The sequence below is a fragment of the Pseudomonas lactis genome (assembly GCF_001439845.1).
GTDB lineage: Bacteria > Pseudomonadota > Gammaproteobacteria > Pseudomonadales > Pseudomonadaceae > Aquipseudomonas > Aquipseudomonas lactis.
Window position 1 is genome coordinate 326,216 of the sequence record NZ_JYLO01000004.1, and the last position, 24,985, is coordinate 351,200.

21 protein-coding genes are annotated in these 24,985 nt (G+C 60.5%); 11 read left to right on the forward strand and 10 right to left on the reverse strand.

Annotation, left to right across the window (positions count from 1 at the left end; translation table 11 throughout):
- Position 1 precedes the first annotated feature (1 nt).
- The 3 genes from mgtA to TX24_RS08435 form a co-directional block, all read right to left on the reverse strand.
- Entirely contained in the window at positions 2-2,707 is a 2,706-nt protein-coding gene (gene mgtA / locus TX24_RS08425; RefSeq protein WP_057710141.1) for a magnesium-translocating P-type ATPase, read from the reverse strand.
- A 549-nt stretch (positions 2,708-3,256) separates the two neighbouring features.
- Positions 3,257-3,601, reverse strand: a complete 345-nt coding sequence (locus tag TX24_RS08430) for an antibiotic biosynthesis monooxygenase family protein (RefSeq protein ID WP_057710142.1) — start codon at positions 3,599-3,601, stop codon at positions 3,257-3,259.
- Positions 3,598-4,746, reverse strand: coding sequence for a cytochrome P450 (locus TX24_RS08435; RefSeq protein WP_057710143.1), 1,149 nt, complete (start codon positions 4,744-4,746; stop codon positions 3,598-3,600). The genes TX24_RS08430 and TX24_RS08435 overlap by 4 nt, the downstream gene beginning before the upstream one ends.
- A gap of 74 nt (positions 4,747-4,820) precedes the next feature.
- Between TX24_RS08435 and TX24_RS08440 the strand changes: the two genes are divergently transcribed.
- Complete coding sequence (locus TX24_RS08440; protein WP_003190365.1) at positions 4,821-5,558, forward strand: ArsR/SmtB family transcription factor; 738 nt, start codon at positions 4,821-4,823, stop codon at positions 5,556-5,558.
- A 28-nt stretch (positions 5,559-5,586) separates the two neighbouring features.
- Here the strand turns inward: TX24_RS08440 and TX24_RS08445 are convergent, their stop codons facing one another.
- The 3 genes from TX24_RS08445 to TX24_RS08455 all read right to left on the reverse strand — a co-directional run bounded on the left by TX24_RS08445 (position 5,587) and on the right by TX24_RS08455 (position 7,830).
- Complete coding sequence (locus TX24_RS08445) at positions 5,587-5,931, reverse strand: FKBP-type peptidyl-prolyl cis-trans isomerase (RefSeq protein WP_003190363.1); 345 nt, start codon at positions 5,929-5,931, stop codon at positions 5,587-5,589.
- A gap of 231 nt (positions 5,932-6,162) precedes the next feature.
- A complete protein-coding gene (locus TX24_RS08450) occupies positions 6,163-6,783 on the reverse strand; it encodes a transglycosylase SLT domain-containing protein (RefSeq protein ID WP_003190361.1) in 621 nt (206 codons plus the stop codon).
- A gap of 78 nt (positions 6,784-6,861) precedes the next feature.
- Positions 6,862-7,830: a hypothetical protein gene (locus tag TX24_RS08455; protein ID WP_019821429.1), complete on the reverse strand. Its 969-nt coding sequence runs from the start codon at positions 7,828-7,830 to the stop codon at positions 6,862-6,864.
- A 203-nt stretch (positions 7,831-8,033) separates the two neighbouring features.
- On the opposite strand from TX24_RS08455, the gene TX24_RS08460 reads away from it, so the two are divergent.
- Positions 8,034-9,530: a PAS domain S-box protein gene (locus TX24_RS08460; RefSeq protein ID WP_003190358.1), complete on the forward strand. Its 1,497-nt coding sequence runs from the start codon at positions 8,034-8,036 to the stop codon at positions 9,528-9,530.
- 102 nt (positions 9,531-9,632) lie between these two features.
- Positions 9,633-9,905, forward strand: a complete 273-nt coding sequence (locus tag TX24_RS08465; protein WP_003190355.1) for a DUF1652 domain-containing protein — start codon at positions 9,633-9,635, stop codon at positions 9,903-9,905.
- Here TX24_RS08465 and TX24_RS08470 read toward each other — a convergent pair.
- From TX24_RS08470 to TX24_RS08480, 3 genes are all read right to left on the reverse strand, one after another.
- Entirely contained in the window at positions 9,868-11,061 is a 1,194-nt protein-coding gene (locus TX24_RS08470; RefSeq protein WP_034135282.1) for an MFS transporter, read from the reverse strand. The genes TX24_RS08465 and TX24_RS08470 overlap by 38 nt on opposite strands.
- 88 nt (positions 11,062-11,149) lie before the next feature.
- Positions 11,150-11,458, reverse strand: coding sequence for an RcnB family protein (locus TX24_RS08475; RefSeq protein ID WP_003190352.1), 309 nt, complete (start codon positions 11,456-11,458; stop codon positions 11,150-11,152).
- Between the two features lie 216 nt (positions 11,459-11,674).
- On the reverse strand, positions 11,675-12,166 hold the full coding sequence (locus TX24_RS08480; protein WP_052224669.1) for an REP-associated tyrosine transposase: 492 nt from the start codon (positions 12,164-12,166) through the stop codon (positions 11,675-11,677).
- Positions 12,167-12,435: 269 nt separating this feature from the next.
- Here TX24_RS08480 and TX24_RS08490 point away from each other — a divergent pair, with 269 nt between their 5' ends.
- From TX24_RS08490 to TX24_RS08500, 3 genes are all read left to right on the forward strand, one after another.
- Positions 12,436-12,993 carry a helix-turn-helix domain-containing protein gene (locus TX24_RS08490; protein WP_057710145.1) on the forward strand — a complete coding sequence of 186 codons (558 nt, stop codon included), beginning with the start codon at positions 12,436-12,438 and terminating at the stop codon, positions 12,991-12,993.
- Positions 12,994-13,004: 11 nt separating this feature from the next.
- A complete protein-coding gene (locus tag TX24_RS08495) occupies positions 13,005-14,351 on the forward strand; it encodes a glutamine synthetase family protein (RefSeq protein ID WP_057710146.1) in 1,347 nt (448 codons plus the stop codon).
- 179 nt (positions 14,352-14,530) lie between these two features.
- Positions 14,531-16,390, forward strand: a complete 1,860-nt coding sequence (locus tag TX24_RS08500; protein ID WP_057710147.1) for a DUF3857 domain-containing transglutaminase family protein — start codon at positions 14,531-14,533, stop codon at positions 16,388-16,390.
- A gap of 544 nt (positions 16,391-16,934) precedes the next feature.
- Here the strand turns inward: TX24_RS08500 and TX24_RS08505 are convergent.
- On the reverse strand, positions 16,935-17,828 hold the full coding sequence (locus TX24_RS08505; RefSeq protein WP_034135278.1) for a LysR family transcriptional regulator: 894 nt from the start codon (positions 17,826-17,828) through the stop codon (positions 16,935-16,937).
- A 128-nt stretch (positions 17,829-17,956) separates the two neighbouring features.
- Here TX24_RS08505 and TX24_RS08510 point away from each other — a divergent pair, with 128 nt between their 5' ends.
- From TX24_RS08510 to TX24_RS08530, 5 genes are all read left to right on the forward strand, one after another.
- The gene (locus tag TX24_RS08510) at positions 17,957-19,624 is read left to right on the forward strand and encodes a GMC family oxidoreductase (RefSeq protein ID WP_057710148.1); all 1,668 of its coding nucleotides are present in this window, start codon (positions 17,957-17,959) and stop codon (positions 19,622-19,624) included.
- 82 nt (positions 19,625-19,706) lie between these two features.
- Positions 19,707-21,329, forward strand: coding sequence for an MFS transporter (locus TX24_RS08515; protein WP_003190341.1), 1,623 nt, complete (start codon positions 19,707-19,709; stop codon positions 21,327-21,329).
- Positions 21,330-21,550: 221 nt separating this feature from the next.
- Entirely contained in the window at positions 21,551-23,500 is a 1,950-nt protein-coding gene (locus TX24_RS08520; RefSeq protein ID WP_057710190.1) for a DNA topoisomerase III, read from the forward strand.
- Positions 23,501-23,629: 129 nt separating this feature from the next.
- A complete protein-coding gene (locus tag TX24_RS08525; protein ID WP_003190337.1) occupies positions 23,630-24,070 on the forward strand; it encodes a CBS domain-containing protein in 441 nt (146 codons plus the stop codon).
- A gap of 9 nt (positions 24,071-24,079) precedes the next feature.
- On the forward strand, positions 24,080-24,925 hold the full coding sequence (locus TX24_RS08530; protein WP_057710149.1) for an NAD-dependent protein deacetylase: 846 nt from the start codon (positions 24,080-24,082) through the stop codon (positions 24,923-24,925).
- Positions 24,926-24,985 lie beyond the last annotated feature (60 nt).

Sequence of the window (24,985 nt, forward strand, 5' to 3'; positions counted from 1 at the left end):
ACTACTGCCAGCCAAACCTGCGGATGTAGTAGCCTTTCACCGCTTGGGTCAGCGCCATGTACGCCAGCAAAATCACCGGCAGGAACACAAAGTACAGCGACGGCAGCGCCTGCAATTTGAAGTAATGCGCCAACGGCCCCATCGGCAGGAAAATCCCCACGGCCATGATCACGCCGGTCATCAGCATCAACGGCAGCGCTGCACGGCTTTGCAGAAACGGGATTTTCGGGGTGCGGATCATGTGCACGATCAGGGTCTGGGTCAGCAGCCCCACCACAAACCAGCCGGATTGGAACAGCGTCTGGTGGTCTGGCGTGTTGGCATCAAACACATACCACATGAGTGCGAACGTGGTGATGTCGAAGATCGAACTGATCGGCCCGAAAAACAGCATGAAGCGCCCCACCTCGCCTGGCTGCCAGCGTTGTGGCGTGGCAAGCATCTCGTCATCGACGTTGTCGAACGGAATCGCGATCTGCGAGATGTCATACAGCAGGTTTTGCACCAGCAGGTGCATCGGCAGCATCGGCAAAAACGGGATGAAGGCACTGGCCACCAACACCGAGAACACGTTGCCGAAGTTGGAACTGGCGGTCATCTTGATGTACTTGAGCATGTTGGCGAAGGTGCGCCGGCCTTCCAGTACGCCCTCTTCCAGGATCATCAGGCTCTTCTCCAGCAGGATGATGTCGGCCGCTTCCTTGGCGATGTCCACCGCACTGTCCACCGAAATACCGATATCCGCCGTGCGCAACGCCGGAGCATCGTTGATGCCATCGCCCATAAAGCCCACCACATGCCCGTTGGCCTTGAGCAGGCGCACGATGCGTTCCTTGTGGCTGGGGGTGAGCTTGGCAAACACATTGGTAGTTTCCACGGCCAGGGCCAGTTCGGCGTCGCTCATGGCTTCGATGTCGTTGCCCATCAGCAAGCCTTGTTGTTCCAGGCCCACTTCGCGGCAGATCTTCGCCGTGACCAGTTCGTTGTCGCCGGTCAACACTTTGACCGCCACGCCGTGGGCCTTCAGGGCCTTGAGGGCGGGTGCGGTGCTCTCTTTGGGTGGGTCGAGAAACGCCACGTAGCCGATCAGCGTCAGGTTGTTCTCATCGGCTAGGGTGTAGGTGTCTCGTCCTGCCTGCATCGGCTGCGCCGCGACCGCCACCACCCGCAGCCCCTCTTCGTTAAAGGCTGCGGTCACCTGGCGAATGCGCGCCAGCAGTTCGTCGGTCAGCACTTCATCGACGTCGCCATGGCGCACGCGGTTGCATACCGACAAAATCTCTTCCACCGCCCCCTTGCAGATCAACAGGTGCGGTTGGTGCTGCTCGGCCACCACCACCGACATGCGGCGGCGGTTGAAGTCGAAGGGAATCTCGTCAACCTTGTGGAACGCGGTGCCGACTTTCAGCTCGCGATGGATGTCCACATGCTCAAGCACGGCCACATCCAACAGGTTTTTCAAGCCGGTCTGGTAGTAGCTGTTGAGGTAGGCCATTTCCAGCACGTCGTCCGATTCCTGGCCCCACACGTCCACATGGCGCGCCAGGAAAATCTTGTCCTGGGTGAGCGTGCCGGTTTTGTCGGTGCACAGCACGTCCATCGCGCCGAAGTTCTGGATCGCGTCCAGGCGCTTGACGATCACCTTCTTGCGCGACAGAAACACCGCACCCTTGGCCAGGGTCGAGGTGACGATCATGGGCAGCATTTCCGGGGTCAGGCCCACCGCTATCGACAGCGCAAACAACAACGCCTCGGTCCAGTCGCCTTTAGTGAACCCGTTGATGAACAGCACCAGCGGCGCCATCACGAACATAAAGCGAATCAGCAACCAACTGACCTTGTTGACCCCCTGCTGGAACGAGGTGGTCGCACGGTCCGTCGCCGTGACGCGTTGCGCCAGGGCACCAAAGTACGTGCTGTTGCCGGTGGCCAGGACCACCGCCGTGGCGGCGCCGGACACCACGTTGGTGCCCATGAACAGAATATTCTCCAGTTCCAGCGGGTTGCGTGTGTGGGCGTCCTGCTGGTGGGCGAACTTCTCCACTGGCATGGATTCACCGGTCATCGCCGCCTGGCTGACGAACAAGTCCTTGGCGCTGAGCACGCGGCAGTCCGCGGGGATCATGTCGCCGGCCGACAACACAATCAGATCGCCCGGCACCAGTTGCTTGATCGGCAGTTCAATGCGCTTGGCAGCATCGCGGCGCAGCACCGTCGCGGTATTGCTCACCATGGCCTTCAAGGCATCGGCGGCCTTGTTCGACTTGGCCTCCTGCCAGAAGCGCAACAGGGTCGAGAGCACCACCATGGAGAAAATCACCGTGGCGGCCTTCATGTCTTCGGTCAGCCAGGAGATCACCGCCAACAGGGTCAGCAGCAGGTTGAAAGGGTTCTTGTAGCAATGCCACAGGTGCACCCACCACGGCAGCGGCTGCTCGTGCTCGACTTCATTGAGGCCGTATTGCATACGCAGGGCGTCGGCTTCCTGGGTGTTCAGGCCCTCGGCGTGGCTGCCCAGTACACCCAGCAATTGCACGGTGCTGCGGTTGGCAGATGCCACCAGTGTCTGCGCCAGGCTAGGCGGTACTTCGCGGCTGACGCTGGCGTCGGTCACGGTCTCCAGCATCGCCAGGCGGCGAAAATGCCGGGCGATATGCCGGGTCCGCAGGAAACCGGCGAAGAACTCTTTGAGCAAAGTGAGGTTCATGGTGTAACTCCTGCGCGAGGAAAAACCGTCGTGCAGGTACTGCCCGTCCACACCGCGCCCGTCACACAGGCACAGCCGAACCTGGCCCGCCCGCCGTAACAGGCAGGCGCGTCCGTAGCATCCAGGCGTTACCCAGGTGCTGGTCAGCGTCGATGAGAGGGAATCAGGCAGGCGCCAGGACTGGCCACCGCCGGGATGCCGCTTCTCGCTTTGTGAGGCGAGACAACGGCATCTGGAAAATGCGCGTTACCTTGCCAAGAGGCCGGTTACCGAAACCGGCCGACGACTGTCACTCGAACAAGTACCCACTGAGGGTCTCCGCTATTGATGAAAACGCGCGAAGCTTACGCCCCGATGTTGGCGGAGTAAACCGTAGGAAAGTGCCTGCATGGTGAATAAGAAAATTCTTCAGGATGGGTTCAGGTAACAACGGTAGGAACGAGCTTGCTCGCGAAAAACGTCAACGGTAACGCATGCTTGCTGAATGAACGCGGCGCCTTCGAGTTTTTCGCGAGCGAGCTCGCTCCTACAGAAGGCGGTGTGCTGCTTTTACTCATGCGCCTGCCTGCTGTCGGTCGGCGCTTGAGCACGGTCCTCGAGACTGTAATCGCGCACCACCTGGGCAATGCGCAGGTGGTAGTCAGCAAAAACCTGCCGACGGCCTGTTGACTGAGCGGCTCGATGTAGCTCAAGGCTGCGCCACTGCTGGATGGCTGCCTCGTCACGCCAGAATGATAGGGAGAGTAGTTTTGAAGGTTCACTCAGGCTCTGGAAACGCTCAACTGAAATAAAGCCATCGATTTGAGCGAGCAGAGGCTTGAGTTCGGCAGCGAGGTCGAGATAACGCTGGTAGTGCTCCTCATGTGGCCAGGCTTCAAAAATAACAGCGATCATTGTTGAGTCTCCTCATCACGGTAGAACCTCGGGATGCGGCCATTAAGGGAAGGCAGATAATCCCAGCGATAAGCAAGGGCAGATAAGTCTGGCCGTCGATGCAAGAATGCCGAAATCACCTCTGAGGCAATAGCCAATGCCAAGGACTGGCCTGGGCATTGATGCCTGCCTGCGCCGAAGCTGAAGGTTCGTCGTTGAGTTCGTTTGAGCAAGAAGCTGTCGGGGTCTGGGTTGACGGCGGGATCTCGGTTGGCAGCAGCAAGCAATAGTAAAACGGTATCGCCCGCCTCTAGAACGCTGCCGCCAATCGTGCAGCGCTGTGCAACGAAGCGCCGGGTGTTCTGTACCGGTGAGTCGTGGCGCGCTACCTCTGCCACCCACTCAGCGACGCGCATCGGGGTAGCTTGCAGGTCAGGGTTTCGTTGGAGCGCTATGAGGGTGTTGCCGATCAGGCCGGCAGTGGCTTCGCAGGTCTGTGACAACAGCCCAATCAGATTCGCTATCAACGCCTCATCGTCTTTCCAGGCTGAGGCTTGGTATTCGTCATAAAGACGCTCCAACACGCCGCTACCCTTATCATCGTTGCTCAGCAGCACCTGAAACATCTGCCTCAGCCGAGCCGCCCCGCAATGGGCTTCACTGAGTTGAGCTTCGTCGCTCAATGGCGATAGGCAGGCGACAAACTCCCGTGTCAGTTGCGCGACTTCCTGCAACTGGCTGGGTGCAAAACCTATCAAGGTCGCAATGACCGAAACCGGTAACCTGAACATCCACTCGTTCGGGTTACCGACGGGGTCATCCAATGTCTCGACAACCCGCGCCACAATGCCCGCGAGATTTTCGGTTCCTAACGAGCCCAAGGCCGGCTCGATAACCATCCGGGGGCAGCGGTGTTGCGCCCCCTCGTTCATGCGCATCAAACGACCAAAGATATCGCCTGCCGCGCCTTGAGCAATGGCCGCTGGAATCGGCTCGTGCAGTGGGCGTACAAGGCAGTCGGGATGCTCCAGGATGGCCTCGACAACGCTGGCGCCACTGGCAATCCATAAACCAAGATCTGCATCAAAGACCAGTTCACTGTGTCGTCTGAGGCGTGCGTAATAATCGTAGGGGTCGGCATGGGTAACGGCTTCAAACGGCGTCATTTTGGCAGTCCTTTTCGCAAAGAACGGCTACTATCGAACAACCGTCACACCGACAATTCGCTCAGGAACGAAATATGGATTCCCAAAGCAATGACACCGCCATTTCGCGTGTCGCCGGCGCGATTGCCGAACCTGCAAGGACGAAAATGCTGTGCTCGCTGATGGACGGCCACGCCCGCACCAGTACGGAACTGGCCGTCATCGCCGACGTCAGTGCTTCTACGGCGAGCGCGCACTTGGCAAGGCTTAAAGAGGACGGTTTGATAAAACTGCACACCCAGGGCAGGCACCGCTACTTCAGCCTGGCAGACGCTCACGTGGCCAAAGCCATCGAAGCCCTCATGGTGATCAGCCGAAACGCTCAGACCGGGTTTGTTTCGACTACCCCCAGTCGGTTGCAGCTCGCGCGAACCTGTTATGACCACATGGCGGGGTCCTTGGCGGTACAACTGCACGACTATTTCCTCGACTCCGGCTGGCTGAGCATGTCGGACGCGGGTGACGGTACGTATCAGCTCAGCGTGGAGGGCGAAAAAGCGATGACAGGCCTCGGTATCGAGGTAGAAACCGTAAGGGCGCAGCGGCGTCGTTTCGCTTGCGCATGCCTGGACTGGAGCATGCGCCGCCCTCACCTCGCCGGCGCACTGGGGGCCGCTGTGCTACAGGCCGTCATCAGCCGCAAATGGGTTATCCAGGACCTTGATAGCCGGGCGCTGGCGGTGACGCCCAAGGGGCGAAAGGAGCTGTCGGGCAGGTTTGGGATCAGGGTTGAAGAGCCAGAACTGAAGCGCTCAGGCAGCGCCTGCGCATAACGCCAAGCACCGTCCATGTTCGGCCACCTCAATCATCCCGCGTCAGCACTTCCAACAATTCGATCTCGAAACGCAGGTTACTGTTGGGTTTGATATGCGCGCCCATCGAGCGCTCGCCATAGGCCAGGTGCGCCGGTACATACAACGTGCGCACGCCGCCAACCTGCATGCCCATCAAGCCCTGGTCCCACCCCTTGATCACGCGGCCAGTGCCGATCACGCACTGGAACGGTTTGCCCCGCTCCCAGGAGGAATCGAACACCGTGCCATCTTCCAGGGTGCCGGTGTATTGGGTGGTGATCAGCGCGCCCTTGACCACGGCTTTGCCGTCGCCCAGGCGGATGTCGGTGACCTGCAGTTCGTCGTTGCTCATGGGGTTCTCATTGAAGGGGTGAAGGGCAGGGGTTTTCCCAGAATCGGATGGGTTTGGCAAGTGCAGGGGAATGGCCCACATGGTGGACCGCTCGCTGGAATGCATACAGATCCAATGTGGGAGCGGGCTTGCCCGCGAAGGCGGTGTGTCAGTCACTGCATCTGTGTCTGCACTACCGCTTTCGCAGGCAAGCCAGCTCCCACAATTGAATCTGCATGCATCCAGAAGCCTTTACAACCAATGCCAGAACCGGCTCCAGAACCCTCGCCCCAACTCATCCTTGCACCCGGCATATTGGCGCGCATACATCTGCGAACGCGCTTGCACCTTGCTTGCCACCGGTGGCAGCCAGGCTTTGCTGGCGTAGGTGCGCTGGCGGTAGCCGCCCCAGCCTTCGTGGTAGTTCAGGTACTGACCATAGGCGTCGTATTTGTAGACACCGTTGATGGTGTAGGTCTTGTCCATGTACCAGCCGATAAAGTCGATGGCGTCGTCGAAGTCTTCGCGATCAGCGCCGCTGCGGCCGGTGGCTTTGCGGTAGTCGTTCCACACTTCATCCTTGGCCTGGGCATAGCCGGAAGCGGTGGAGACGCGGCCCCAGGGAATGATCCACAGCAGGTATTTACGCGGGGTCTTGGCGTCGTGGCGAAAGCCCGACTCCTGATACATGATCGCGAACGGCACCTGGATCGGTACGCCCCAACGCTTTTGCGTGACTTTGGCGGCGTCGTACCAGTCGTCTTTTTCGCGCAAGATACCGCAGAGGTCGTTGGGCGTGCGTGGCGGCGAGGTGCCGCACGCCGCCAACAGGGAAGTGAGTAATAACAGTCCGACGGCTTTGCCTGCGCTCAAGGGGCACCTTTGTGGGATAAGGGTAAAATGCCAGCATTTTACCCCTTCACACAGGCGGCGTCCTTGCCGCAGACAGTTTTAAGCCAAGGGCACGCGACGGGTAGTCAGCGCGATACGACCGATAAAGAAGCTCAAGGCCGCGCCCAACAGCAGCATGGCCAAGGTGCTCCAGGCCGCGCGGGACAGTTGCTTGGCTGCGACTTCACCGGCTTCACGGGCTTTCTGTTCCGCCTGTTTTTTCAGCTCATCGACCTTTTGCATGGCTTGCTGATAAGCCTGGGCATAGTTGTCGACGATCTGGGTGGCTTCTTCTTTGCTCTTGCCAGTGCGGGCCGCGACGATGTTGACCAGCGCCTCTTTATCCGCTGCATTCAGGGCTGGCTCGCCGGACGCTTTCACACGTTCGAACCACTGCTTGAGCTCATCACCGGCCTGGGCAGGGTTGGTCGCTGCATCGGTGGCCGACTGCTTGCCATCGGCTGCTGCCTGATCGGCTTTTTGCTCAACATTGGCAGGGTCCAGCTCAGCCTTGCCGCTCTGCTTGAGCAAGGTATCCAGTTGGCCTTGCAGGCTGTTCCAGTCCAGCTCGATGCCCTGCTCGTTCAACTGCTGCTTGATGCTATTGCCAATCCCCGGCGCGGCGGCAGCAATGCCACTGCCAGCTGCGGACAGGCCTTTGCCCACCACGTTGCCGGCAGTGCCGACCACGCTGGACGCCAGGCCCGCCAGCAGCCAAGTGGTGAGCAAGGTGGTCAGGGTCCAGGTCAGCACCCCATGCAGGCCGCCACGATCCGGTGCCGTGCGGCCGGCCACGAACGCGCCCAATGCGATGGCGACCAGTGTCGATACAAACAACCAGATACCCGCACCCGTGCCAAAACCGCTCAACGGGTTGCCCGCTTCCATCGGGTCAACGGCACTGGCGCCAATGGCGGTGCCCAACACACTCAAGACCAGGTAGGTGACCAGTGCGATTGCACTACCGGCCAATACCGAGCTCCACGACACACGAAACAGCGATCGATTGGTTTCATAGACAGTGGTCATACAAAGGTCCTTTTCAAATTGAGGAGCAAGGCAATGTGCCTTGATGGGTGTGAGTGTGGCGAAACGACATACGTTCAGTCCTGGCCCATATGCACCAGGCAGCCTGGTGCATTCGCACTGCCCCGTAGGCAATTACTCTGCACTATCCTGAAGCCGGGATGTCGTAACCCAATGTGCCTTGCCCTGCCCTAATCGGAGACGTTATGACCCAGGATGTTCTCGCCAAAGAAACCAACCGCCGCCAACTGCAAACCATCATCTCCGGGCTGTCCGACGGTGTGATCCTGGCCGAGGTCGACCAGACCATTCTCTGGGCCAATGAAGCGGCGTTGACCATGCATGGGGTCAGCGAGGTCAAGGAACTGGGCGCCAATACCGAGGCGTACGCCAAGCGCTTTGCCCTGCGCTACCGCAACAACCACCCCTTGGCACTGGACAGCTACCCCCTCAGCCGCGTGGCCGCCGGTGAAGAGTTCAGCGATGTGGTGGTGGAGGTCACACCCGCCGACGACGAACACCGCAGTTGGGTGCATCGCCTGCGCAGCCTGGTGCTGACCGACGCCCAGGGTGAGCCGGAGTTGCTGGTGCTGATCCTCAGCGACGCCACCGAATGGGCCAGCGCCGAGCAACGCTTCGAGAAAACCTTCAACGCCAACCCGGCGCCCGCCGTGATCTGCCGCCTCAGCGACTTGCGCTACATCAAGGTCAACCAGGGTTTTTTGGAGATGACCGGCTATAACCGCGACCAGGTCATCGGCAAATCCGTGTATGAGCTGGATGTGCTGGAACAGGCCGAGCGCAAGGACCTGGCGATCCAGCGCCTGGGCGAAGGCGCGACCATCCCGCAGATGCAGGCCGAACTGAGGCTGCCCGAAGGTGGCAGCAAACTGGTGATCGTCGCCGGCCAACCGTTGGACATGAACGAGGAAGACTGCATGCTGTTTTCCTTCACGGACCTTGAGCCGCGGCGCAAAGCCGAAATCGCCCTGCGCCAGAGCGAAGAGCGCTTCGCCAAATCCTTCCGTCTGACGCCCGTGCCGACCCTGGTGTGCAGTGCCGACAACCGCCAGGTGGTGGACATCAACGAAGCCTTCATGAGCATCACCGGCTACATCAGCGAAGAACTGATCGGCAAATCCATCGAAGACATCAACTTCATCGACAGCCCCCAGGCGGGTGCACAGTTGTTCGCCACCCTGGAGAAAGCCGGGAACCTAGAGGGCCAGGACCTCAAGGTGCGCAAGAAAGGCAACGAGGTGATCGACTGCGTGGTGTCCGCCGACACCGTAATTATTCAGGACGTACCCTGCTACCTGATGGTGCTGATGAACATCACCGAGCGCAAACGCTCGGAGCTGGAACTGGTGGCGGCCATCGAGGAAGTCATGCAGGACGCGTCCTGGTTCAGCCAGACCCTGATCGAGAAGCTGGCCAACGCTAAGAGCGTCAACAGCCCCAACCTGCCGAACGTTTCCTTCACCGACCTCACCGCCCGCGAGCGCGATGTGTTGGGCCTGATCTGCGAGGGCCTGGCGGACAAAGAGATCGCCTCGCGCCTGAAACTGGCGCCCAACACCGTGCGTAACCATGTGGCCACGGTGTATTCCAAGCTGGGGGTGCACAGCCGTAGTGCAGCGATCGTCTGGGCCCGTGAACGCGGGCTGTTTGCCGGTGATTTGCGCCTGAAAAACAAACCCTGACCCTGCAAATGCACTAGTGCGACTAGTGCGAATTCGCCTTATTGAGCGGCGGTGCAAGCAATAACCTTCAAGGGATCGTATTTATGCCTAGAAGGAACCCGCATGTTTACCCTCTCTCAACTGCGCAACTGCATCGAAGAAGGCCTGTCACCGCTGACGTGCGAATTCACCCTGTGCCGGGACGCGTCCTTGACCCTCAAGGTCTACGACGCCGAGACCGGTCGTGTCGACTTGGTGGTGACCGGCATCAGCACCAACCGCCTGCAGACCCCGCAGGAAGTGGCGAAAATGGTGGATGAATTGCGCTACGAGCTGCAAAGCAACAACGTCGGCAAGCTCACGCTGGATGATCTGCCTTTATCGCCGCTCCCATGAAATAAAACACTCCGCCTGCAACGATAAACGCCCCCAGCATGTAGAACATGTAATGGGCTGGCAGGCTGGCCAACACCAGGCCACACAGCACCGGCCCCAACGCGGCGCCGAGGTTGGACAGGTTTTGCGCCCCGTAATACATGCCCCGCAGGTGGTCCGGGGCAATTCGGTCGATAAACATGTACTCGGCCGGGAACACGATGATCTCCCCGACGGTGAACACCGCCATCGCCAGCACCCAGCCCACCACGCTGGTGGACAGCCCGAATCCGATCAACCCCAGCATGAACATGCTCAAGCCAGCGATCAGCCACTGGCTCAGGTAACGGTGCGAGATGCGCCGGCCAATCAAGTACTGCAAGGCAATCACTAGCACGGCATTGGTGGTCAGCACCGCGCTGATCACCGTGTAGGTGTATTCGGCGGTCGTGGTGGTCACCAGGTACTGCGACAGGTAGGCCGTGAACTGGCCGAACACCACCGCGCTGAGTAAACCGCCGAGGGTGAAGCACACCAGGCGACGGTCCTGCAGCAAAACGCGGGCGACGGCGAGAAACGGCACCGGCTTTTGCGTGGTGTCCACAGTGGCCAAGTTACGGTCACCCCAGCGCCCATACAGCAGAAAAAAAACCAGCCCCAACAGCGCCGACAGAATAAACGGCAGGCTGATATCCAGCTTGGCCACCATCGCGCCAAAGAACGGCCCTACGGCATAGCCGATATTGGTGAGGGTGTACTTGATGGAAAACACTTCGCTGCGCGCGTCTTCGGGCAGCAGGCTGGCGAAGCCGGCTTTCACCGCAATATCGATGACGGCATAAGCCAGGTTGATCAGGATCAGGCAGCCATAGAACGCCCAGATATTCTGCGCCAGCACCGTGCCGATAAACCCCAGCACAAACACCAGGCTCAAGCCGAGCAACAGCCGATAGCTATTGATGCGGTCGACCAGGAAACCGCCGTAGACACTAAGTAGCGAACCGACGATCAGCGAACTGCCGATTACCAGGCCGACCTGGGTAATGTCCAAGGCGAAATGGCTGGTGAGGTAGATCACGAGGTAAGGAAAGGTGATGGCCTTGGCCAGCGTCAGCAGCAACGTGGCGCACAGCAACAGGTTCACGGTGCGGGGGTAGTTTCTTATGGTGGCAAGCATCCTGCTCTCGTTCTTCAAAGGTAACGCGACCATCGCGGTCGGTTACCTTAACGCAAGAAACATAAAACGAGCAGGTGCCCCCGCGGGATTATTTCTTGACTGGCGTAATCTCGAGGATGGTGCCGTTGGTGGTCTTGAGCAGGACGTACTTGTCGCCTACACGCGCCCACTGGCTTTCTTCTTCAGGCTGCTTGAGGCCGTGTTTTTTCCAATCGCTGATGGCTGACTCCTTGCGCATCAGGATATCCGGCGCACGGTCGCCCTCTTTCAAGTCGCGAGCGTTGATGTTTGAAGGTTGCACGGTTTCCTGAGGGGTATCGCCGGCCTGCACTACAGCGCTGACCGTGGAAAAGCTGGCAGCGACCAGCAAGCAAGCGGCTAAGGTTTTCGACTTCATGGGTGCTCCTTCAATTAATGGTGCGTACTCAGGTTCCGACCGCGGCGGCGCGCAATCATTCAGCCGTGTTTCCCTGTGGCCAGAGATTGCTCCCGCTGGGCTGCGCAGCAGCCCCAAAAAGCCACACCTCGCATCCACTGAACGTATGCGGTGAATGGGTTGGGGCCGCTTCGCTGCCCAGCGGGAGCAAGCTCCCTCGCCACAAGGGGTACGTCGTTATAGCCAGGCGGCGTCCCAGAGTGAGTAGTCGCCAACATGCTCGACCAGTCCGGCTCGCAGTGGGTTGGCGATGATGTAGCGAGCAGCCTTGATAAGGTCTTCATCGGCCCGCACCGCACGATCGTGATAGCCGTACTGCCAGAAAGCTCCGTGTGTACGACGAGCTCGGTTGATGGCCAGTGTGCTGCACGACTTCACTCGTTTCATCACCTCAGGCAGCGTCGCGTCTCGCAGTTCAAATAACCAGTGAAGGTGGTCCGGCATAATGACCCAGGCCAGCGAGTTGACCAGTCCAAGGTCATGGGCTCGTTTAAGCTCGGCAACCAATAGCCGCCCCAGGTAAAGATCGGCAAACACCGGGCGACGTTGATAAACCACGGCAGTTACCAAATAAGCTCGGCCAGGTTCTGAATAACGGCCACGTCGTAACAAATGAGAATTGGGTTTGTGAAGCAATCCTTTGCTCCCCTGAATGGTTGAATGGTCCATTCAACCTAGCAGGCACCTGAGATGTCCCTGCTCAATACAGTTTCCCCATATTTCCCAATCCTTTGTGGCGAGGGAGCTTGCTCCCGCTGGGCTGCGCAGCAGCCCCAAAAAGCCACACCGCGCATCCACTGAACGCATGCGGTGAACGGGTTGGGGCCGCTTCGCTGCCCAGCGGGAGCAAGCTCCCTCGCCACAAAAGTTTGTGCATAGGGTTTGCGAGCGTGAAAATAATCGTGTAATTTTTCATGAAATTATTCGATATAAATTTCATGACCCCTCAAGAAGAACTTGCCACCCTCGCGGCGCTGATCCACGACCTGCGCAAGTACAAGAAGCTCACCCTGGCCCAACTTGCGCAAAAAATCGAACGGTCGGTGGGATTTCTGTCCCAGGTAGAACGTGGCCTGTCGCGCCCGACCGTGGCCGATTTAACCGCCATCAGCCACGCCCTGGACGTACCCACCACCTATTTCTACAGCCTGCCCAAACCCAAAGCGGTGGACTGGGTCACCCGCCCCAACGAGCGGCGCACGGTGTATTACGCCAATGGCATCACCGACATCCTGGTGTCGCCGAGCATGAACGGCGCGTTCTCGATGCTCGACAGCCTGTTGGCACCCGGTGCCAACAGCGGCGAACAGACTATGAGCGACCGCGCCGAACAGGCTGGTTTTGTGCTCGAAGGCGAGTTGACCCTGTGGGTGGATGGCGAGGCCGATCCGGTCACCCTCGGCCCCGGCGACAGTTTCCACCTCGCCAGTTTCGCCCACTGCCGCTACGCCAACCTGACCGACCTGCCCGCCCGCGTCTTGTGGGTTTACAACTAGGAGCTGCACCCGTGAAAAGCCAATCCTCCACGTTGCTGGCCGAAGTACGCAGCTTTCGCCAGAACCACCCCGACGTGCGCTATGTCGACCTGATCGCCCTGGATATTCCCGGGCATTTCTATGGCAAGCGCTACCCGGTGGAGATGCTTGAGAAAGTCGCAGCCGGCAGCCCGCTGAAGCTGCCGCAGAATGCGGTATTGCTGGGGGCTCAGGGTGGGCTGTTCAAGATTGGCGACTACTGCTTCAACGATGGCGACCCGGACGCCAACCGCCGATTGGTGCCGGGCACGCTCAAACCGGTGAACTGGGAGTCCCAGCCATTGGGGCAAATGCTCATCACCTCGGACGGCACCCAAGCGCCCATCGAATTCGAACCCCGCGAAGTCCTGGCCAAAGTACTGGAACGCTTGCAGCATCAGGGCATTCACCCCGTGGTGGCGTTTGAGCTGGAGTTCTACCTGTTCGATAAACAGCTGGAAAACGGCCTGCCGCAATTTGCCCGCGACCCGCTCAGCGGGGATGCCGACGACCAGCCCAACCTGCATATCGAACGGCTGTCGCGCTTTAGCGACGTGCTCGATGACATGGCGCAAACCGCCAAGGACCAAGGCCTCGACATCACGGTGATCACCGCCGAAATCGGCCCCGGCCAGTTCGAGATCAACTTCGGCCACTGCGACGACGGCCTGCGCGCCGCCGACTGGGCCGCCCTGTTCTGCCGCAGCACCCGTGGCGTGGCGCTCAAGCAGGGTTACCGCGCCAGCTTCATGGCCAAGCCCTACCTGCAATTTCCCGGCAGTGGCATGCATGTGCATGTGAGCCTTTACGACGCAGCGGGCAATAACTTGCTCGCGGCCCATCAGCAGCAGCCATTGCGCCACGCCGTAGCCGGTTGCTTGGAATTGCTGCCCCACTGCATGCCGATTTTCTCGCCCAACCACAATGCCTTCCGCCGCCTGGGCGGCACGGTCAACGCTGCGACGCGGGCGAGCTGGGGCTTTGAAGACCGCGATGCTTGTGTGCGCATCCCCGAGTCCGACCCGCGCAACCTGCGGATCGAGCACCGCCTGGCCAGCGCCGATGCCAACCCTTACCTGGTGCTGGCGGCGATCCTGGTGGGCCTGGAGCATGGCCTTGAGACCAAGCGTGAACCCATCGCACCACTGAACGAAGACCGCAACAGCGGCACCGATTTCCCGGTGGAAATGCTCGACGCCGTGCGTGCCATGCAGCAGCAACCGGTACTGCGCGACAAGCTGGGCGCGGAATTTGTCGACGTGTATTGCGAGAACAAACGCCAGGATCACTTGGCTTTCCAGCAAGAAATTCATGCGCGCGAATATCGCTGGTTTCTCTAAGGACGCGCCGCGATGGCGGCATAAAAACCTTGATCTAAATCAAGTAAAGGCTCTAGCACGGGCCTTTCAGGCTTAAGAATTGTCGAACAATCCTGGCCTTTGCCGTTGAGATCCATTATCATCCGGCGCCTTCTCGCTACCCGCCGGGTAGCTGTTTCAATGTGTCACCCGAGGCGCCCATGTACCGTTTTTCGTTTCACCGCCCTTTGATTGCTATCAGTCTGGGGCTGGTTTCCCATTCCGTCAGCGCTGCACTGCAACCCCTAGCCGAAGCCCCACTGGCCAACGACACCGAATTGCACTGCCACTTCAACCGCGACGCCAGCACCGACTGCACCACCACCTACCGCTACACGATCCTCAAACCCAACGGCCGCGAAATGCTCTCGCGCATCGATTTCGATTACTCCGAAGGCGATACCTTTGAAGTGATCAGCGCCCAGTCCACCCAGCCTGGCGCCAAGCCGGTCGCCCTCGCCGCCACGCAAATCGATACCCGCAGCGCGCCCAACCCAGACCAGGGTTTCAGCCGCGATAAGCAAACCTCCCTGGCCTTCCCCAACCTGCGCGTGGGCACAAAGATCCGCTACACCGTACACCACCACTATCCGGCCAAACCGCTGATGAGCCAGTTCCATTACGTGCTCAAGTTCGGCCCCGGCGCGGCCCGCCGTGATCGTTTCAAGGCGCGCTTTACCGCCGAACGCCCGCTCCAGTGGCGTAGTGAAATGTTCGACGCCTTCAACGTGACCCCTTCGAGCAACGGCAAAACCCTGGACGTGGCGCTTAAAGCGCCGATCTACCTCAACTACATCAATGAATCCTCCGCCGCCGCGCTGCTGCGCGTCCCACGCCTGGAAGTAGGCAGCGCCGTGGACCACCAGGCGTACTTCGGTGATTTTGCCCAGCGTTACAACCAGATCCTCGGCGCCAACCTGCCGGCGCAAGCCGCCGCCGCCGTGGCCGCCGCACGCAGCCTGGCGCCGGCTGAGCAAGTGGCCGCGCTGATGCAGCACATCAATGATCATTACCGCTACCTGGGCGACTGGCGCGCCAGCGAGCGTGGTTATGTGCCGTTCAGCCTGGTGGAAATCGAGCAGCACGGCTACGGCGACTGCAAGGACCTGGCGACCCTGCTGACGGCCATGCTCAAGGCCAGCGGCATCAAGGCAGAGACCGCGTGGGTCAGCCGTGGCGACGTGGTCGATGCCCTGCTGATTCCTGGCACACAGGCGCCCAACCACGCCATCGTGCGTGCCGAAGTGAATGGCCAGGTGTGGTGGCTTGACCCGACCAACCCGGTCTTCGCCCCTGGCCAGACCATGCCCGATATTCAGGACCGCTGGGTGTTGGTCAACGACGCCCAGGGCCAAGTGCGCGAAGAACACATCCCACTGGAACGCCCCGAAGTCTCGATACGCCTGGACAAACAGGTGCAGTACGGCAAAGAGGGAGATGGCGCGGTCAAGGCGACTATTACCTTCAGCCGCCTGCCGCTGATGCAACTGAGCGTCGCCGACCGCCAGCAAGGCACCACCGCCACCGACCAGAACATCTGCGCCAACTTCGGCAACGACATTAGCGACTGCCAGATCACCCGCGACCCCACCAGTTTTGTGGTACATGACGGCTACAGCGTCAGCGCCCGCATGAACGATCAGCGCGCCCTGGAAAAACTGGCCAATGACTATGTCTACACCGACCCGTCCTTGAAAGACCGCTGGGAAGGTTACGTCAACTATCGTCGCCAGGGGCAACAGGCCGACCTCTACCTGGGCAACCCCGAAACCTATGACTACACCTACACCCTGGCAGGCGGGAAGATGGAAAAAGCCATCCCCGGCTGCAAGGTGCGCTCGCCCTGGTACGACCTCGACCTGGACGGAAAACTGGAAGACGGCTCACTGCGCTATCACTATCGCCTGAGCCAGAAAAAACGTTGGCTGACCCATGCCGAAGTCACCAGCGATGCGTTCGGCAAGATGATTGAAGAAGCTCGGGCCTGTGCCGAGCAGGTGCATCAGGTGGTGAAGCTCTAGACTATCCCTGACACAACACAGTCCAAATGTGGGAGCTGGCTTGCCTGCGATAACGGCGGGTCAGCTTGCACATGAGTGGCTGATACATCGCCATCGCAGCATAGGTATCTACACAACCTTGGAGGTTGTTGCAGCCAACGGTAACCACGATGCGAAGCGAGCCGCTCTTGATCTGCTTTTGATCTTGATCTCAGGCGCCCCGTTAAACCACGCTGGCCGAACGCAGGCTTGAATTCGTGGGTAACCCGGCAGGACGCCGGGTTAGCCGCCCCGCGCCATGGATGGCGCGTGGCGGCGGCCCACGGATTCAAGCCTGTGTTCGGGCACACCGAGCCTAAGCGAGGTGCCGAGTGGTGGGGCAAGAGCCTTTTGCTTACTTTTGGCTGGGCCGGCATTCCGGCTCCTTTCAAAAGTGAGCCGCTGTCAGAGCGGAACCCTAAGTGGCCGTTACCGCAGGAATGGATATGTACACAATCCAACTGTGTCGCCTGTCAGGCCGCCTTCGCGAGCAAGCCAGCTCCCACTTTTTAATCCGTGTGTTGCGTCAGCGGGACTCACCTAGCAACAAGCCCTGCTCCCGCGCGCACAACTCCACCACATAATCCCACAACACCCGCAACCGCACCGACTTGTGCAGCTCCCGACGCGAGCTGATCCAATAGCTGCGCTGAATGCCCTCTGCCGGCAACAACGGCACCAACTCTCCATCCCCAGCCGCCATAAAACATGGCAACACCGCAATGCCCAACCCCGAACGCGCCGCCTGGTGCTGGGCGATCACGCTGGTGCTGTGGAACACCACCTTGGGGTTACGGCAGAAGCTGTTGAGTAACTTCAGCTCCTGGCTGAACAGCAGGTCATCGACATAATCGATCCAGGCATGGGCAGCAAGGTCTTCACGCTTCTCGATAGGCGGATTGCGGGCCAGGTAGGCACGGCTGGCGTACAGCGCCAGACGATAATCGGTGAGTTTGCGCGTCACCAGTTGATCGGCGCTGGGGCGCTCCAGGTGAATGCTGATCTCCGCTTCGCGATTGAGGATGCTGACAAAACGCGGCACCGCGACCAGCTCCACCTCCAATCCTGGATAGCGTTCAAACAACCCTCCCATGCGCGAGGCCAAAAACATCACCCCCAGCCCTTCGGCCACGCCGAGGCGAATCTTGCCCAGGGGCGCAGCAGAATGGGTGAGCTCGTCTTCGGCCAACAGTGCCACGTTCTCCATGGCCTCCGCATGTTTGAGCAGCGCTTCGCCGGCAGGCGTCAGTTCATAGCCCTGGGCATGTTGCACGAACAACGCCGTGCCGAGGCTTTTCTCGATGGCGTCGATATGCCGGGCCACGGTGGCATGCGTGGTTTTCAGGCGTTGGGCGGCGGTGAGCAGGCGGCCACTGCGCTGCAACTCGAGAAAAAACCGCAGGTCATTCCAGTCGAACATATCGCCTCCAGTGCCCGGGCCAGCCGCCGTTGTTTAAAAACGCACAGCGGGTGGGTAAAAACTAACATTTTTAAGACGAAAACTAACAACTAGGATGGGGCCAATAAGAAAAACAAGCGAGACCCCAGATGCCCAATGCAACTGCTGAATACGATTACATCGTCGTCGGCGCCGGCCCTGCCGGATGCCTGCTGGCCAATCGTCTGTCCGCCAACCCGGCTCACCGTGTCCTGCTGCTGGAAGCCGGTGGCCGCGACAACTACCCCTGGATCCATATCCCCGTCGGCTACCTGTTCTGCATCGGCAACCCACGCACCGACTGGTGCTTCAAGACCGAATCCCAAGCCGGCCTGCAAGGGCGCGCCTTGAGCTACCCCCGGGGCAAAGTGCTGGGAGGCTGCTCGTCTATCAACGGCATGATCTATATGCGCGGCCAGGCTCAGGACTACGATGGCTGGGCGGCGGCGGGCAACGCGGGCTGGGCCTGGAAAGACGTACTGCCGCTGTTCAAACAGAGCGAAAACCATTTTGCCGGCGGCTCTGAATTCCACAACGAGGGCGGCGAGTGGCGCGTCGAGCAACAGCGCCTGTCGTGGCCGATCCTCGATGCGTTTCGTGAGGCGGCTGCCCAAAGCGGCATCGCCAATATCAATGATTTCAACCAGGGCGATAACGAGGGTTGCGGTTACTTCCAGGTCAACCAGAAAGCCGGTGTGCGCTGGAATGCGGCCAAGGCGTTTCTCAAGCCGATCCGCCAGCGGCCTAACCTCACCGTGCTGACGGAGGTAGAGGTTGAGCGTGTGCTGCTGGAAAACGGTAGTGCCTCGCAGGTACTGGGGCGCCAACACGGCCAGGCACTGATCTGGAAAGCGCGCAAAGAGATCGTACTGTGCGCCGGCTCGGTGGGTTCGCCGGGCATTCTGCAACGTTCAGGGATCGGCCCTTCCCAGGTGCTCAAGCCCCTGGGTATCGACGTGGTGCATGAACTGCCAGGCGTTGGCGGCAACCTGCAAGATCACCTGCAACTGCGCCTGATCTACAAGCTGGAAAATGCCCGCACCCTGAACCAGATCGCCGGCACATTGTGGGGCAAGATGGGCATGGGCCTGCGCTACCTGTACGACCGTAGCGGCCCGCTGTCGATGGCGCCCAGCCAGCTCGGCGCGTTTGCCCGCTCCGGCCCGGAGCAGACCTCTGCCAACCTGCAATACCATGTGCAACCACTGTCCCTGGAGCGCTTTGGCGAACCATTGCACGGCTTCCCGGCATTTACCGCGTCGGTCTGCGACCTGCGCCCGCAAAGCCGTGGCCGGGTGGATATTCGTTCGGCCAACCCGGCGGATGCGCCGCGGATACAGCCCAATTACCTCAGCCACCCCGAAGACTTACGCGTCGCCGCCGACGCCATTCGCCTGACCCGGCGCATCGTCGCCGCTCCGGCCCTGAGCCAGTTCAAACCGGTGGAATACCTGCCCGGCCAAGACCTGCAAACTGAAGAACAACTGCACGAAGCCGCCGCACGGATCGGCACCACGATTTTCCATCCGGTGGGCACCTGCCGCATGGGCGATGACAAGGACGCGGTGGTCGACAGCCAACTGCGCGTACACGGCATCCCCGGCCTGCGCATTGCCGATGCGTCGATCATGCCGCGCATCACCTCCGGCAATACCTGCTCACCCACGCTGATGATCGCGGAAAAAGCCGCGCAGCTCATCCTGTCACCCAACACTGTAGGCGCGAGCTTACTCGCGAAAAACCCACCAACACCGCGCACTACAGGGCACCCCGCGTAATCGTTGACGTTGAAAAAATAGCGGCGCTGAGGTTGGCGCCGACAGTGGAACAACAATAAATAATCACTGTGAGGGACACCCGATGTCAGAACATGCTCAACCCCTGGGCTCGGCGGCCAGTGCAAGTACCGCCAACGAATCAAGAAAGGTCATCTTCGCCTCCTCCCTGGGGACGGTGTTCGAGTGGTATGACTTTTTCCTCTACGGCGCCCTGGCGGCGGTGATCAGCAAGCAGTTCTTTGCCGGGGTCAACGACACCACGGCGTTTATCTTTGCCTTGATGGCCTTTGCCGCAGGCTTTGTGGTGCGGCCATTCGGTGCGCTGGTGTTCGGCCGCCTGGGCGATATGATCGGGCGCAAGTACACCTTCCTCGTGACCATCATCCTGATGGGCGTGGCAACCTTCTGCGTCGGGTTGCTGCCGACCTACGCCAGCATCGGCATTGCCGCGCCGATCATCCTCATTGTGCTGCGCATGCTGCAGGGCCTGGCACTGGGCGGCGAATACGGTGGTGCCGCTACCTACGTGGCCGAGCATGCGCCACCGGGCAAGCGCGGGCTGCATACCAGCTGGATTCAATCCACCGCCACCCTCGGCCTGCTGCTGTCGCTGCTGGTGGTGCTGGCCTGCCGTTACTTCACCGGCGATCAGTTCGAAGTGTGGGGCTGGCGCATTCCGTTCCTGTTTTCCATCGTGCTGCTGGGCATCTCGACCTGGATCCGCATGAGCCTGCACGAATCGCCCGCCTTCTTGAAAATGAAAGAGGAAGGCAAGGCCTGCAAGGCGCCGATTCGCGAGTCCTTCGGCAAATGGGAAAACCTCAAGGTGGTGCTGATCGCCCTGTTCAGCATCAACGGCGGGCAGGCGGTGACCTTCTACGCGGCGCAGTTTTATGTGCTGTTCTTCCTCACCCAGTTCCTGCGCATGGACCCGGCCCTGGCCAATATGCTGTTGATTATCAGCGTGGTGATTGGCGCGCCGTTCTTTATCCTGTTTGGCTGGCTATCGGACAAGGTCGGGCGCAAGCCGGTGCTGATGCTCGGCCTGCTGCTGGCGACCGCGCTGTACTTCCCGATCTTCAAAGGCCTGGCGCACTACACCAACCCCGCAATGGACCAGGCCAGCCAACAGGCGCCGATCACCGTACTGGCCGACCCGGCCACCTGCACCTTCCAGTTCGACCCAGTGGGCAAGGCCCGTTTTGACAGCCCCTGCGACAAGGTCAAGACCTTCCTGGTCAAACAGGGACTGCCCTACAGCAGCGTCGCCGCCCCTGCGGGCAGCCCGGTGCAAGTGAGCGTCGGCGATGTGCGCATCGACGGTTTTGATGAAGCGGCCCTGCGTGGCGCCGTGGCCCTGGCCGGTTACCCGTCATCGGCGGATGCGGCCCAGGTCAACAAGCTGATGGTGGTGGTGCTGATCGTGGTGCTGATCTTCATCGCCGCCATGTGCTACGGGCCGTTGGCGGCGCTGATGGTGGAGCTGTTTCCGACGCGCATCCGCTACACCTCGATGTCCCTGCCCTACCACATCGGTAACGGCTGGTTTGGCGGGTTCCTGCCGACGGTGTCGTTCGCCCTGGTGGTGTACACCGGCGATATTTTCTATGGGTTGTGGTACCCGGTGGTGGTGACGGGGGTGAGCCTGATCGTCGGGCTGTTCTGCCTCAAGGAAACCCGGCATGTGGATATCGAAAAAAACTGATACCTCCCCCCTGCAGGAGCGAGCTTGCTCGCGAAGAACCTGAGAGCAACGCGGGGCACCAGGCGCCCCGCGTCATCGTTAACGACCTTCGCGAGCAAGCTCGCTCCTACAGCGGTGTGCAGTGCTCACACAAATTACTGTACATCCATACAGATAATGGTTGCTCAAATCCGTTCAAATAAGCATCCTGCAAGGCATCAACCTGATCTGATGTGATGACCATGCGGCTGTACCTCTGTGAAAAACCCTCCCAGGCCAAGGATATCGCGGCCGTGCTCGGCGCCAGCCGCCGTGGCGATGGGTGCTGGCTGGGTCATGGAGTCACGGTCACCTGGTGCATCGGCCACTTGTTGGAAACCGCTCCGCCCGACGCTTACGACGCCAAGTACAAACGCTGGGTGCTGGCCGACCTGCCGATCGTTCCGGAAAAATGGAAGATGCTGGTCAAGCCCAAGACCGCCAGCCAATACAAGGCCGTCAAACGCTTGCTGGGGGAAGCCCAGGAACTGGTGATCGCCACCGACGCCGACCGTGAAGGCGAGATGATCGCCCGTGAACTGGTGGAGCATTGCCGCTACCGCGGGCCGATCCAGCGGCTGTGGCTGTCGGCACTCGACGACGCCTCCATTCGCAAGGCCCTGGCGGCGCTCAAACCCGGTGCAGAAACCTTCAGCCTGTATCATTCGGCCCTGGGGCGCTCGCGTGCCGACTGGCTGATCGGCATGAACATGAGTCGCCTGTTTACCCTGCTGGGGCGCCAATCCGGTTACCAGGGCGTGCTGCCGGTAGGCCGCGTGCAAACCCCGACCCTGCGCCTGGTGGTGGACCGTGATCGCAGCATTGCCGACTTCGTGCCGGTGGCCTATTGGGCCATTGATGTCGACCTGCGTCACGAGCACATGACCTTCACCGCCCAATGGCGCGCCCCTGACGATGCCTGTGACGACCAGGGCCGTTGCCTCAACCCGCAACTGGCGCGGGACGCCGCCGACGCCATGCTCAACGCCGCCACGGCGCGACTGGTGAAACTGCGTACCGAGCGCATGCGCGAAGTGGCGCCCCTGCCCTTCGACCTCGGCACCTTGCAGGAGATCTGTTCGAAGAAGCTCGGCCTGGGCGCCCAGGAAACCCTGGACATCGCTCAATCCCTGTACGAAACCCACAAGGCCATCACCTACCCGCGCAGCGATTGCGGCTACCTGCCGTTGAGCCAGCACAGTGAAGCGCCGAAGATTCTGGCGGCACTGGGCCGTGCGGACACAGCGGTCAACGAACTGATGCCGCACATCGACCCTCAGCGCCGTTCGCGGGCCTGGAACGACGCCAAGGTCAGCGCCCACCACGGCATCATCCCCACCGGCGCCGGCAAGGCGGTCAGCCAACTGACCGGCAAGCACCGTGCGGTCTATACGCTGATTCGTGCGCGCTACCTGGCGCAGTTCCTGCCCAACCATGAATACGACCGCACCCAGGCCGATTTCGACTGTGCCGGCCACGCGTTGCGCGCGGTGGGCAAAGTGGTCATCGAACCGGGCTGGAAACGCGCCTTGCCCGAAGCGTTGGTGCCCGCCAAAGGTCGCGAAGCCCCCGCGCCCCAAGCATTGCCGACGCTGGTGCAGGGCCACGACTACGCCGTGGCCAAGGTCAACCTCAAGGACCTATGGACCCAGCCGCCCAAGCCCTTTACCGAAGGCGACCTGATCAAGGCGATGAAAAACGTCGCCAAGCTGGTGGAGGACCCGTTGCTAAAGCAAAAACTCAAGGACACCACGGGCATCGGCACCGAGGCCACCCGCGCCGGGATTATCCAGGGCCTGCTGGACCGCGGCTACCTGGTGAAAAACGGCAAGGCCCTGTCGGCAACCCCGGCCGCGTTCAGCCTGATTGACGCCGTGCCCCGCGCTATCGCCGACCCTGGCACCACCGCCATCTGGGAACAGGCACTGGACATGGTGCAAAGCGGCGAAATGAGCCTGGAAGAGTTCGTGGCCAAGCAAGCGGCGTGGATGAGCAAGCAGGTGGCGCGCTGCAACGGCATGCGCATGACCATCACTGGCCCCGCCAGCCCCGCTGGCCGAGGAGCAACGCCGTGGAAAAAGAAACGCAAGGCCGCGCCACGTAAGGCTGCTGCCAGCCCCAAACGCGGGAAAAAGCCGGCAAATGCGGGATAAATACCGAAAAAAACCGGCCCATGACGTTTTTCGACAGGTTTAACGCCGCATTGGCCCTTGCTCCGGCGGGTTCGGTCTAGGATTCTGTAGGGGATCTGGACTACCAACAACAACACCGGAGTGGCCGCCATGAAGACCGTTGCACAACTGCTCAAAGCCAAGGACCAGAAAAACCAGGACGTCCACACCATCAAATGGGACCACACCGTGTTTGAAGCGCTGGTGCGAATGTCCGAGAAAAACGTCGGGGCCTTGCCCGTGGTCAAGGATGACGTGGTGGTCGGCATCATCAGCGAAAGGGATTACGCACGCAAAATCATGCTCAAGGGCCTCTCGTCGGTCACCACCAAGGTCCATGAGGTGATGAGCTCGCCGGTGATCACCGTGGATACTCACAAGAGTGTCGAGGAATGCATGAACATCATGACCGACAGTCACCTGCGCCACCTGCCCGTGGTCGAAGACGGCAAACTGCTGGGCCTGCTGTCCATCGGTGACTTGGTCAAGGAAGCGATTGCCGAGCAAGCGGCCTTGATCCAGCAGCTGGAACAGTACATCCGCGGCGAATAGGGGGAACCCATGCTCGACACGCTGGACCATCAGCAAGACCACCTCGACACCCTGCACCGGGCCATGACCGGCCGGCGCTTTCTGGTGCTGACCGGCGCAGGGATCAGTACATCTTCGGGCATCCCGGATTACCGGGACGGTGAAGGTGTACGCCGGGGCAAGCCACCGATGATGTACCAGGAATTCCTCGCCACTCCAGAGGCGCGGCGCCGCTACTGGGCGCGGGCGATGCTGGGGTGGCCGCGGGTGCGCATTGCCCAGCCGAACAAGGCCCACCTTGCGCTCGCGACGCTGCAACACCGTGGCCATATCAGCGGGCTGATTACGCAGAACGTCGACACCCTGCATGACCAGGCCGGCAGCCGGGATGTGATCGAGCTGCATGGCAGCTTGCATCGGGTGCTGTGCCTGGATTGCCAATTGCGTAGCGAGCGCGACGTGATCCAGCGGCAGATGGAGGTCGATAACCCGCACATGGCGCAGGTTCATGCGGTGCAAGCGCCAGATGGCGACACCCTGCTCGATCCGGTGTTTGAACAGCGCTTCCAGGTACCCCACTGCCCACATTGCGACGGCGCAAGGCTGAAACCGGATGTGGTGTTCTTTGGCGAGAACGTCGCACCGGCGACGGCGCTCAAGGCGATGACGGCGGTAGAACATGCCGAAGGACTGTTAGTGGTGGGGTCGTCGCTGATGGCCTATTCGGCGTTTCGCCTGTGCAAGGCGATAGTTGAACAGGGTAAGCCGGTGATTGCCATCAACCTGGGCAAGACGCGGGGTGATGAGCTGTTGCAGGTGAAAATCCAGGCGTCCTGCGAGCGGCTATTACCCTTACTGTCCGAGAAATTGAGATAGCGACGCATCAACCTGTGGGAGCTGGCTTGCCTGCGATAGCAGTGTGTCAGGCGAACATGT

Bases quoted from the DNA above. Each gene is read 5' to 3' on its own strand.
- mgtA (WP_057710141.1), bottom strand. From the start codon at position 2,707: ATGAACCTCACTTTGCTCAAAGAGTTCTTCGCCGGTTTCCTGCGGACC.
- TX24_RS08440 (WP_003190365.1), top strand. From the start codon at position 4,821: ATGGATTCCCAAAGCAATGACACCGCCATTTCGCGTGTCGCCGGCGCG.
- TX24_RS08515 (WP_003190341.1), top strand. From the start codon at position 19,707: ATGTCAGAACATGCTCAACCCCTGGGCTCGGCGGCCAGTGCAAGTACC.
- TX24_RS08445 (WP_003190363.1), bottom strand. From the start codon at position 5,931: ATGAGCAACGACGAACTGCAGGTCACCGACATCCGCCTGGGCGACGGC.
- TX24_RS08500 (WP_057710147.1), top strand. From the start codon at position 14,531: ATGTACCGTTTTTCGTTTCACCGCCCTTTGATTGCTATCAGTCTGGGG.
- TX24_RS08455 (WP_019821429.1), bottom strand. From the start codon at position 7,830: ATGACCACTGTCTATGAAACCAATCGATCGCTGTTTCGTGTGTCGTGG.
- TX24_RS08520 (WP_057710190.1), top strand. From the start codon at position 21,551: ATGCGGCTGTACCTCTGTGAAAAACCCTCCCAGGCCAAGGATATCGCG.
- TX24_RS08475 (WP_003190352.1), bottom strand. From the start codon at position 11,458: ATGAAGTCGAAAACCTTAGCCGCTTGCTTGCTGGTCGCTGCCAGCTTT.
- TX24_RS08465 (WP_003190355.1), top strand. From the start codon at position 9,633: ATGTTTACCCTCTCTCAACTGCGCAACTGCATCGAAGAAGGCCTGTCA.
- TX24_RS08480 (WP_052224669.1), bottom strand. From the start codon at position 12,166: ATGGACCATTCAACCATTCAGGGGAGCAAAGGATTGCTTCACAAACCC.
- TX24_RS08505 (WP_034135278.1), bottom strand. From the start codon at position 17,828: ATGTTCGACTGGAATGACCTGCGGTTTTTTCTCGAGTTGCAGCGCAGT.
- TX24_RS08530 (WP_057710149.1), top strand. From the start codon at position 24,080: ATGCTCGACACGCTGGACCATCAGCAAGACCACCTCGACACCCTGCAC.
- TX24_RS08430 (WP_057710142.1), bottom strand. From the start codon at position 3,601: ATGATCGCTGTTATTTTTGAAGCCTGGCCACATGAGGAGCACTACCAG.
- TX24_RS08460 (WP_003190358.1), top strand. From the start codon at position 8,034: ATGACCCAGGATGTTCTCGCCAAAGAAACCAACCGCCGCCAACTGCAA.
- TX24_RS08470 (WP_034135282.1), bottom strand. From the start codon at position 11,061: ATGCTTGCCACCATAAGAAACTACCCCCGCACCGTGAACCTGTTGCTG.
- TX24_RS08525 (WP_003190337.1), top strand. From the start codon at position 23,630: ATGAAGACCGTTGCACAACTGCTCAAAGCCAAGGACCAGAAAAACCAG.
- TX24_RS08510 (WP_057710148.1), top strand. From the start codon at position 17,957: ATGCCCAATGCAACTGCTGAATACGATTACATCGTCGTCGGCGCCGGC.
- TX24_RS08435 (WP_057710143.1), bottom strand. From the start codon at position 4,746: ATGACGCCGTTTGAAGCCGTTACCCATGCCGACCCCTACGATTATTAC.
- TX24_RS08490 (WP_057710145.1), top strand. From the start codon at position 12,436: ATGACCCCTCAAGAAGAACTTGCCACCCTCGCGGCGCTGATCCACGAC.